The sequence below is a fragment of the Pseudarthrobacter adonitolis genome, assembly GCF_055412845.1.
In genome coordinates, this window is sequence record NZ_JBVAYW010000007.1 from 179451 (window position 1) to 189320 (window position 9870).

Genomic DNA, 9870 nt, shown 5'->3' on the forward strand with positions numbered 1-9870 from the left:
ACTGGACGGATGGAAATTCATCAGCTGGAAATCCTCCGGGAACTCGGCGCCCTCGGCAGCGTCAAGGCGGTCGCGGAGACTCTCATGGTGACGCCCTCCGCCGTGTCCCAGCAACTGGCGCTGCTGCAGCGGAACGTCGAGGTCCCGCTGACGCGGAAAGAGGGCCGCAATCTGGTCCTGACCGAAGCCGGCCAGGTGCTCGCCGATGCAGGTGCCGCCGTCGTCACTGCCATGGCGGACGCCCGGACGGCGATCGGCGCCTATCACGGCTCGCCCGTTGGTCCCGTGACCATCAGCGGTTTCCACAGCGCGGGCCAGGCGCTGTTCGCGCCGCTTGCACGCATGCTCGACGCGGCCGGCCAGCCGAGAATCCAGCTCTCCGACGAGGACGTGGCGCAGCAGGACTTCCCGGCGCTCACGGCGCGCTACGACCTGGTGTTGGCGCACCGGATGGACCACAGCCCGCGCTGGCCGGAGGAACGGGTTGCGGTGATCCCGTTGGCGCACGAACCGCTGGACGTGGCCCTGCCGGCAGAACATCGCCTGGCCAGCCAGGACACAGTGGCCGCGGCCGACGTCGTGGGCGAACCGTGGGTGACCAGCCACACCGGCTACTCCCCCGCGGACGTGCTGTCCGCCGTCGCGGCCGTCTCCAGCAAGGAGCTGAACATCGTCCACCGGATCAACGACTACTCCACCGTGGCCGCGCTGGTGGCGGCGGGTGGTGTGGTGGGCCTGCTGCCGCGGCACACGGCGCGGCCCGTGCTCAACCCGGGCATCGTGCTGCGGCCTCTCGAGGGCATCAGTACCCGGCGGCGGATCGATATCCTCGCCCGCCCGGAGAACCTGAAGCGCCGCTCGGTGATGATTGTGTGCGAGGCGCTGCAGGCGATCATGACCGGGCTGGTGGAACAGGGCTAAGACCAACTGGGTCGCGACGGGTCAGCTGTCACTTCCACGGTCCCCTGAGCTTGCCCAGCCCGTGGCCGTGACCCTTGCCCATGCTTTTCCCGAGGCCAAGGCCCGGACCCGTGCCGGCGCCTTCCACGATCTGCCGGGCGGTGGCGTTGTTGCCGCTCTTTACGCCGGAGACCCTGACGGCCTCGCCCGTGGCGATTTCCGCGATGGTGACCTCTGAGCGCTTCAGCCGTTTGCCGTCGTTGCCCGTTGCCGGCGAACCGTCCGCGGCCGGGGCAGGGAACTTGATGATCCTGGTCTCCGCGTTGACGGTGTAGGTCTGGGTGAAGCCGTCCTCACTCTTGACGGTGACCGAGGTTTCGCTGACGGCGTCCACGGAGCCCTGCTGGCTCAGCACCGTTTCGAACGTCCCGTCCGCCTTCTTCACCACGCTTTCGCTGTGCAGGTGCTGCGGGCGCTGGGCCTTGTCCGGCTTATCCTGGCCCGGGGCCTTATCCGACTTCCCCGGCGCGGAGGCGGTCGGCGACGGCGACGGCGTGTCCGTGGCGGACCAGGCGATGGCGACACCGGTGCCGGTCAGCGCCAGCGCCACGACGCCAGCCAGCAATGCCTTGCGGATCCTCAGCGGCTCGCGAACTGACATGACCAGACCTCCCACAGTGTGCGCAGGGCACCGGCGCCCTGGACCTTCAGTGTAGAACCGCGGACCCCCAGTGAACACGGGTACTTTGGCGCGGCCGGATGTGAGTACTGAAAGCCCAACTGGGTCGCACTTACTGCGACCCAGTTGGGCTAAATCAGGTGGCTACCTTCGACTTAGCCCTCGACGCCGAGCTTCGCCAGGATCAGCTCGCGGACGCGGCCGGCGTCGGCCTGCCCGCGGGTAACCTTCATAACGCCGCCGACGATCGCGCCGATCGCCTGGATCTTGCCGCCGCGGATCTTGTCCGCGACGTCCGGCTGCGCGGCCAGGGCTGCGTCGATGGCTTCCAGGAGAGGGCCGTCGTCAGAAACGACGGCGAGGCCGCGCTTCGCCACGATCTCCGCCGGGGTGCCTTCCCCGGCGAGCACGCCGTCCAGGACCTCGGTGGCCATCTTGTTGTTGATCTTGCCGTTCTCCACCAGCTGGTTCAGCTCCACGATGGTGGCAGGCTCCACGCCCAGCTGGCCGGGATCGACGTCGGCGTTCTTGGCACGGCCAACGATCTCGCCCATCCACCACTTACGGGCCACGGAAGCCGATGCGCCGGCCGCGATGGTTTCCTCGATCTCATCCATAACGCCGGCGTTGACGACGTCGCGGAATTCCAGATCCGAGTAATCCCAGTCAGCCTGCAGACGCTTGCGGCGGGCAGCCGGCGGCTCGGGCAGCGTGGCGCGGAGTTCCTCTACCCATTCCCGCGACGCAACGATCGGAACCAGGTCGGGCTCCGGGAAGTAGCGGTAGTCATCGGCGTCCGACTTGGGACGGCCCGAGGTGGTGGTGCGCGTGTCCTCGTGCCAGTGGCGCGTTTCCTGGATGACCGGGTTGCCGGCGTCCAGGACGGCTGCGTGCCGCTGGATCTCGTAGCGGACGGCGTGTTCGACGGCGCGCAGCGAGTTGACGTTCTTCGTTTCGGAGCGGATGCCGAAGCGTTCGCGGCCGTGTGGACGCAGCGACACGTTCGCGTCGCAGCGCACGTTGCCGCGTTCCATCTTCGCGTCCGAGACGCCAAGGTTCTTGACGATCTCCCGGACGGCGGCCACGTAGGCCTTGGCCAGCTCGGGGGCGCGGGAACCGGCACCCTCGATGGGCTTAGTGACAATCTCCACCAGCGGAACGCCGGAGCGGTTGTAGTCCACCAGCGAGAAGTCGGCACCCTGGATGCGGCCGGCGGCCCCGCCCATGTGGGTCAGCTTGCCGGCGTCCTCTTCCATGTGGGCACGCTCGATCTCAACGCGGAAGATAGTCCCGTCGGAGAGTTCGATGTCCAGGTAGCCGTCGTAGGCGATCGGGTCCTCGTACTGTGACGTCTGGAAGTTTTTGGGCGTGTCCGGGTAGAAGTACTGCTTCCGGGCAAACGTGCAGGATTCAGCGATCTTGCAGTTCAAGGCAAGGCCGATCTTGATCGAGGACTCGATCGCGATCCTGTTCACCACCGGCAGCACGCCGGGCATGCCCAGGTCCACCTCGTTGACGTTGGTGTTGGGCTCGTCGCCGAAGACGTTGGGCGCGGAGGAGAACATCTTGGTCTTGGTGTTGAGTTCCACGTGAACCTCAAACCCCAGGACGGGATCGTACTTCTCCATGGCCTCTTCGAAGCTCAGGGTTGCGTCAGTGCTCATTATTTTGCCTCCTTGGCTGCAACAAGGGTCCCAACCAACGCCGGCGCACGGTCCAGGAGCGGGCCGCCCCACTGTGCCTCAAGCAAGGATTCCAGTACCGCACCTACCCGGTAAAGCCGGGCATCCTCGCGGGCCGGAGCGAGCAGCTGGATGCCGACGGGAAGGCCGTCTTCGTCAGCCAAGCCGCCCGGCAGGGTCAGCCCGGGGACGCCGGCCAGGTTGGCGGGGATGGTGGCGACATCGTTGAGGTACATCGCCAGCGGATCATTGAGTTTCTCCCCGAGCTTGAACGCCGTGGTGGGCGCCGTGGGAGAGATCAGGACGTCGGCCTGCGCGAACGCGGCCTCGAAGTCACGCTGGACCAGGGTGCGGACCTTCTGGGCCGAGCCGTAGTAGGCGTCATAGTAGCCGGCGCTCAGGGCGTAGGTGCCAAGGATGATGCGGCGCTTGACTTCGTCCCCGAAGCCGGCGGCGCGGGTGGCACCCATAACGCGTTCGATCGTCATGGGTCCGTCCTCGGGCAGGACACGCAGTCCGTACCGCACGCCGTCGAACTTTGCCAGGTTGGAGGAGGCCTCCGACGGCATGATCAGGTAGTAGGCGCCAAGCGCGTACTGGAAGTTGGGGCAGGACACTTCAACGATTTCCGCGCCGGCCTGCTTGAGCAGTTCCAGGGATTCGTTGAAACGGTTCTCGACGCCGGTCTGGTAGCCCTCGCCGTGGAGTTCCTTGATGATGCCGATCCGCATGCCGTCGACGTTGCCCACTCGGGCCGCGGCGACGAGGTCTTCCAGGGGATCGGGCAGGGACGTGGAGTCAAAGGGATCATGCCCGCCGATGACCTGGTGCAGCAGCGCCGAGTCCAGGACGGTTCGGGAAACGGGGCCGATCTGGTCCAGCGAGGAAGCCATGGCGATGGCACCGTAGCGGGAAACACCGCCGTAGGTGGGCTTGACTCCCACGGTTCCGGTGACGGCGCCGGGCTGGCGGATGGATCCGCCGGTGTCCGTGCCCAGGGCCAGCGGGGCCTCGAAAGCAGCAACGGCAGCAGCCGAACCGCCGCCGGAACCGCCGGGGATCCGGTCCAGGTCCCACGGGTTGCGGGTGGGGCCGTAGGCCGAGTGTTCCGTGGAGGAACCCATAGCGAATTCGTCCAGGTTGGTCTTGCCCAGGATGGGCATTTTGGCGGCACGGAGGCGCTTGACCACCGTGGCGTCGTAGGGGCTGTGCCAGCCCTCCAGGATCTTGGAGCCTGCCGTGGTGGGCTGGCCGATGGTGACAATGAGGTCCTTGACCGCAATCGGCACACCGGCGAGTTCGTGGAGTTCCTCGGCCGCGGCACCGCCGGCGGCACGGATGGCGTCCACCTCGGCGGCGACGGCGAGTGCTTCCTCGGTGTTGACGTGCAGGAACGCGTTCACGCCGCGTTCGCCGCCGTCGACAGCTGCGATCCGGTCCAGGTATGCCTGCGTGACCTCGACGGAGGTGACCTCGCCGGCCGCCAGCATGCCGGCCAGCTGCGCGGCGGACAGGCGGATGAGTTCGTGGGTGTCAGTCATGGTTATGCCTCATCCAGGATTGCCGGGACCTTGAAACGGTTCTCATCGGAATCCGGAGCTCCCGAGAGTGCCTGCTCCGCGGTGAAGGTGTGGCCCACAACGTCCTCGCGGAACACGTTGGTCAGCGGGATCGGGTGGGAGGTTGCCGGGACGTCGTCACCGGCGGCTTCACTCACGGACTTCACTGAATCAACGATGACGGCGAGTTCGCCAGCCATCCTGTCCAGCTCTTCAGCACTCATCTCGATGTGAGCGAGCCGCGCGAGGTGCGCGACGTCGTCACGGTTGATCGCAGCCATGGATCTCCCCTGCAGGTTCGGATTGTTTTCCGAACCAGTCTAGTGGGGAAACGTCAGTGCCCGTCTGACGACCCCCAGCGGGCGTCAGACGGGCACATCGGTGCCGTGGTCCCGGCCACAAGGGCCAGCCACAGGCAGCTACAGACTAACCGATCCCAATGGCTCCAGTCAGCATTCCCACACCCAGCATGACGAGGGAAACCACCGCGGTGCGCCACAGGTACCTTTTTGTGGTGGTCGCCGAGGTCCACCTTGGCCAATGAAACGAGCAGGAGGATGGCCGGAACCAGCGGGCTCTGCAGGTGGAACGGCTGGCCGGTGATGGAGGCGCGCGCCATCTCCGCGGCGCTGATTCCGTAGTGCGCGGCCGTCTCGCTGAGCACTGGCATCCGCCCCCACCCATGCGCGAACTGGCAGCTAATACCTTCAAAATGCGGATCTGAGGTATTTTCTGCCAGTTCGCGTGGGGCGGAGGCGGGAGGGACGGTGCCTAGTTGGCTCTCTTCTGGGCCACGAGCTCGATTTCGACGAGCATCTTCGGGTCAAGGAACGGCAGGACATGCACGAGTGACAGCGTGGGGCGGATCTCGCCGAAGACTTCGCCGTGGGCGCGGCCGGCCTCTTCCCATTTGCTGATGTCCGTCAGGTACAGCTTGGACTGGACCACGTCTTCGAAACTGAAGCCGGCCTCGGCCAGGACCACCCCGAGCTTCTGCAAGATGTACTGGGTCTGCGTGTAAAAGTCCTCGCCCACAATGCCGTCTTCGCCGCTGGCGGCCGTGGCGGAAATGTAGAGCGTATTGTCCACCTGGACGGCGCGGGAGTAGCCGAGGGTCTGCTCCCAGACGGAGCCGGTGCCGAATGTTTTGCGCATGGTGGGCCTTTCAGTGCCGAAAATGAGTCGGCACCACTTTAGGTTGGCTGGACGTGAAGCCGGTAAACCAGCAGCTTTATGTCGGTGCCCGGAATCAGCCAGTCACGCTCGGGGACGCGTTTGAAGCCTGTCTTCCGGTAGAGGCCATGGGCGCTCTCCCAGGTCCCCCCGGTGGTGAGGGCCACGCCGGTGATCCCCTCCAGCGATTTCGCATGCTCAATGATGGCCTCCACCATGGCCTTGCCCGCGCCGCCGCGCTGCACCGCCGGATCCACCACCAGCATCCGGAACTCCAGCTCATCCGGCAGGGCGATGTCGGCAAACGGTTCACCTGCCAGCGCCAGGGTCACGGAACCCACCACCTTCCGGTCACGTTCGGCTACCCAGATCGTGGCCTTCGCCGCACGGGCGGCAACATCCTGGATCTGCTGCATATACGGATGGTCCGCGCTGTCGAAGTAGCCTGCTGCCAGGTACGAGTCCACGGTGATTCTGGCGATGGCCTGGAAGTCTGCCTCAACGGCCGGTCGGATGGTTATTTGCGGTTGCACCTGACAATGCTAGTGGCGCAGCGGCGTCACAGCGGAAACTTGCCGGACAGCGCCAAGGTCCCGGCGCAGGTCCAGGCGGCGAGCCTGTCCTCGACGGCGGGTCCGCCGTCCAGCGGACTGGCCAGCCGGGGACGCCGGACCCAGCAACCGGCTTCCTCCGCAATCAGGGCGCCGGCGGAGAAGTCATGTTCGTTGAGCCCGCGTTCGCCGTAGGCGTCGTGGGTCCCGTCAGCCACCATGCAGAGGTCCAGCGCTGCGGAGCCCAGCCGACGGACGTCGGCGAATCCGTCCATCAGGCTGCCCAGCAGCGCAGCTTGCTCGGAGCGGATGGCGGGGTCGTAACTGAAGCCAGTGGCGAGGATCTGCCCGGCGCGGTCCGGCGCCGGGCCCTGAAGCCGGGTCACCCGGCCGCCTTCTTCCAGCCACGCACCCTGGCCGCGGGATGCATAGTAGACGCGGCCCAGCGCCGGGGCGTTGACGACGCCGGCCAGCCAGACGCCGTCGGAATCCGTCACTGCCACGGAGGTGGCGTAGTAGACGATGTTCCGGATGAAGTTGGTGGTACCGTCCAGCGGGTCGATGGACCAGCGATATCCGGTGGGGGCAGCGGGCCGTGTGGTGCCATGCTCCTCCCCCGTGATGGTGTCCTGTGGCCGGGCAGCCGTGATGGCATCCCGAACCGCATTCTCTGCGGCGACATCAAAGGCCGTCACCCAGTCTCCGGCGTCGCCTTTGTTGCTGATGTCCAGGGCCTCGCCATTTCGGGAAGCCAGCACTGCGGCGCCGGCGGCGGCCGCTTGCTTGGCCACCGCAAGCAGTTCGGCGTTAAGGTCAGGGTGGCTCATTCGGCCGCCTCTTCTGATTCTGTGGACGTCGCTTCGGGAGCAGGGCCGATCGCAAGGAGTTCCCGGAAGCCGTCTTCGTCCAGCACGGGAATTCCGAGCTGTTCGGCTTTGTCCAGTTTGGTGCCTGCGTTCGCGCCGGCAATGACGTAGCTGGTGTTTTTGGAGACTGAACCGGCCGCTTTGCCGCCCCTGATGAGGATGGATTCCTTCGCCTCGTCCCGGCTGAAGTTCGGCAGGGAGCCGGTAACCACAATGGTCAACCCCTCCAGGGTCCGCGGCATGGATTGGTCGCGCTCGTCCTCCATGCGGACTCCGGCCGCGGCCCAGCGGTCAATTATTTCCACGTGCCAGTCCTCGGCGAACCATTCCTTCAGCGCAGCGGCGATGGTGGGGCCGACGCCATCCACATGGGCCAGGTCTTCCTCGGAGGCGTTCCGGATGCCGTCCATGGTGCCGAACGCCGTGGCCAGGGCGCGTGAGGCGCGGGGACCAACATGCCGGATGGACAGGGCAACGAGCACCCGCCACAGCGGCTGGGTCTTGGCTTTTTCGAGCTCCTTGAACAGTTTGTCCGTGGTGGCGGTGGGCTTCGACGGAGACTTTGCGGTGCCTTTGCTGTAGAAATACGGCACCAGCTCGAACTCGCCGGTGGCCACGCCTTTGGAACGCTTTTCGCGCCGGATCCGGACGCCTGCCAAGTCCTGGGGCGTGAGATCGAACAGTGCCGCCTCAGAGACCAGCGGCGGCACTTCCGGCTCGGCCGGCTGGGTCAGCGCTATGGCTGCCTCCCAGCCCAGGGCCTCGATATCAAATCCGCCACGCCCGGCCATGTGGAAGACCCGCTCCCGAAGCTGCGCAGGGCAGGAGCGGGCGTTGGGACAGCGGATGTCCACGTCCCCTTCCTTGGCCGGGGCGAGAGGTGTGCCGCAAGCAGGGCACTCTGTGGGCATCACGAAGTCCCGCACCGGCGGTTTCTGCTGGTCGCGCAGGGCGAGCACCGGCCCCACAATTTCCGGAATGACGTCCCCGGCTTTCCGCAGGACAACGATGTCGCCGATCTTCACACCCTTGGCCTTGACGACGTCCTGGTTGTGCAGCGTGGCCATCTCCACGGTGGACCCGGCCACCTTGACGGGCGTCATGATGCCGAACGGGGTTACCCGTCCGGTGCGCCCGACGTTGACTGCAATGTCCAGCAGTTTCGTGTGGACTTCTTCCGGCGGGTACTTGTACGCCACAGCCCACCGCGGCACCCGGGTGGTGTAGCCCAGGGCACGCTGGGTAGCGAGATCATCGACTTTGACCACAATGCCGTCGATTTCGTGCATGAGGTTGTGCCGTTGCTCGCCATAGCGCTTGATGAAGGCAAGGATCTCCGGCAGGCCCGCGAGAACCTCGAAGTACGGGCTGACGGGAAGTCCCCACTGTTCCAGCACGGCGTAGGTCTGGGACTGGCTCAGGGTTTCCAGCCCTTGGCGCGCACCAATTCCGTGGACAAACATCCGCAACGGACGCTTGGCAGTTTCCGCAGGATCCTTCTGCCTGATCGAACCGGCGGCGGCATTCCTGGGATTGGCGAGCGGCGCCTTGCCGGCTTCGATCAGTGCCTCATTAAATTCCGCAAAGGCCTTGGAAGGGATAAAGACCTCGCCTCGGATTTCCACCTCTGTGGGAAAGCCGGTGCCCGTCAGTTCCGTCGGGATTTCCTTGATCGTCAGGACGTTGTGGGTGATGTCTTCACCCGTGGTTCCGTCACCCCTGGTGGCCGCCCGGACCAGTTTCCCGTCGCGGTACAAGAGGTTGACCGCGAGCCCGTCAATCTTTAGTTCCGTGAGCCACGCGAGTTGGGCGGTGTCCCCCAGCTTGTTGACGCCGGCCTCGGCTTTGGTGATCCAGGCTTCCAGCTCCTCCAGGGAAAAGACGTCCTCGAGGCTGTACATACGCTGCAAATGTTCGACGGCGGCGAACGCGGCCGAGACTTCCCCGCCAACCTCCTGCGTAGGCGAATCATTGGCTACCAGCTCGGGATGCAGTGCCTCGATCTCCTCGAGGCGCCGGAACAATTCGTCGAATTCGGCGTCGGAGACCAGGGGTTCGTCCTCCTGGTAATACGCAAAGCGGTACTTCCTTACCAGATCCGTCAGGTTTTCATATTCTTCACGCACTGACCCGGCGGGGACGGCGTCCGGCTCGGTTAGTTCTTCAGTGCTGTTTACTGTTTCCTCTGCGGGGCCCGGTGCTGTGCTCACAGACCTATCTTGCCTTACCGCCCCGACATTGCGCCCAAAAGCCCACCGTGCTGCCGTGCCGCTGTGCCCCGCCATTAAATGCCGCGGGGGCCCGGCACTGTGCTGTGTCCGGGCCCCCGCGTTAGAGCTTCTGCCGTTAGCGTGAAGCCTGGTCCTGCTCGTTGGCGTTCTTGGTGGCCTTCTGGCCGGCATCCTTCAGCGCCTGGATGACCTGGTTCAGAGCCGCGGTGTGCGTGCCGGACCATTCGCC

9 protein-coding genes and 1 pseudogene are annotated in these 9870 nt (G+C 65.6%); 1 reads left to right on the forward strand and 9 read right to left on the reverse strand.

All coding sequences use genetic code 11. The annotated features are described in order from the left end of the window. Window positions 1-9: 9 nt before the first annotated feature. Entirely contained in the window at window positions 10-921 is a 912-nt protein-coding gene (locus ACZYZ4_RS10400; RefSeq protein ID WP_463860556.1) for a LysR family transcriptional regulator, read from the forward strand. 28 nt (window positions 922-949) lie between these two features. Here ACZYZ4_RS10400 and ACZYZ4_RS10405 read toward each other — a convergent pair whose 3' ends face one another. The 9 genes and pseudogenes from ACZYZ4_RS10405 to ligA form a co-directional block, all read right to left on the reverse strand. Next, the gene (locus ACZYZ4_RS10405; protein ID WP_463860558.1) at window positions 950-1561 is read right to left on the reverse strand and encodes a hypothetical protein; all 612 of its coding nucleotides are present in this window, start codon (window positions 1559-1561) and stop codon (window positions 950-952) included. A gap of 173 nt (window positions 1562-1734) precedes the next feature. After that, window positions 1735-3243, reverse strand: coding sequence for an Asp-tRNA(Asn)/Glu-tRNA(Gln) amidotransferase subunit GatB (gene gatB, locus ACZYZ4_RS10410; RefSeq protein WP_463860560.1), 1509 nt, complete (start codon window positions 3241-3243; stop codon window positions 1735-1737). Next, complete coding sequence (gatA, locus tag ACZYZ4_RS10415) at window positions 3243-4802, reverse strand: Asp-tRNA(Asn)/Glu-tRNA(Gln) amidotransferase subunit GatA (RefSeq protein WP_463860562.1); 1560 nt, start codon at window positions 4800-4802, stop codon at window positions 3243-3245. The genes gatB and gatA overlap by 1 nt, the downstream gene beginning before the upstream one ends. 2 nt (window positions 4803-4804) lie before the next feature. Then, the gene (gene gatC / locus ACZYZ4_RS10420; protein ID WP_141940678.1) at window positions 4805-5101 is read right to left on the reverse strand and encodes an Asp-tRNA(Asn)/Glu-tRNA(Gln) amidotransferase subunit GatC; all 297 of its coding nucleotides are present in this window, start codon (window positions 5099-5101) and stop codon (window positions 4805-4807) included. Window positions 5102-5246: 145 nt separating this feature from the next. Further along, window positions 5247-5499: pseudogene (locus ACZYZ4_RS10425) on the reverse strand (citrate:proton symporter); the annotation flags it as partial. 92 nt (window positions 5500-5591) lie between these two features. Then, window positions 5592-5975: a RidA family protein gene (locus ACZYZ4_RS10430; RefSeq protein WP_463860565.1), complete on the reverse strand. Its 384-nt coding sequence runs from the start codon at window positions 5973-5975 to the stop codon at window positions 5592-5594. Window positions 5976-6013: 38 nt separating this feature from the next. Then, complete coding sequence (locus ACZYZ4_RS10435) at window positions 6014-6526, reverse strand: GNAT family N-acetyltransferase (RefSeq protein ID WP_463860567.1); 513 nt, start codon at window positions 6524-6526, stop codon at window positions 6014-6016. A 26-nt stretch (window positions 6527-6552) separates the two neighbouring features. Then, window positions 6553-7371 carry an inositol monophosphatase family protein gene (locus tag ACZYZ4_RS10440; protein ID WP_463860569.1) on the reverse strand — a complete coding sequence of 273 codons (819 nt, stop codon included), beginning with the start codon at window positions 7369-7371 and terminating at the stop codon, window positions 6553-6555. Then, on the reverse strand, window positions 7368-9620 hold the full coding sequence (ligA, locus tag ACZYZ4_RS10445) for an NAD-dependent DNA ligase LigA (RefSeq protein ID WP_463860571.1): 2253 nt from the start codon (window positions 9618-9620) through the stop codon (window positions 7368-7370). The genes ACZYZ4_RS10440 and ligA overlap by 4 nt, the downstream gene beginning before the upstream one ends. Window positions 9621-9870: the final 250 nt, after the last annotated feature.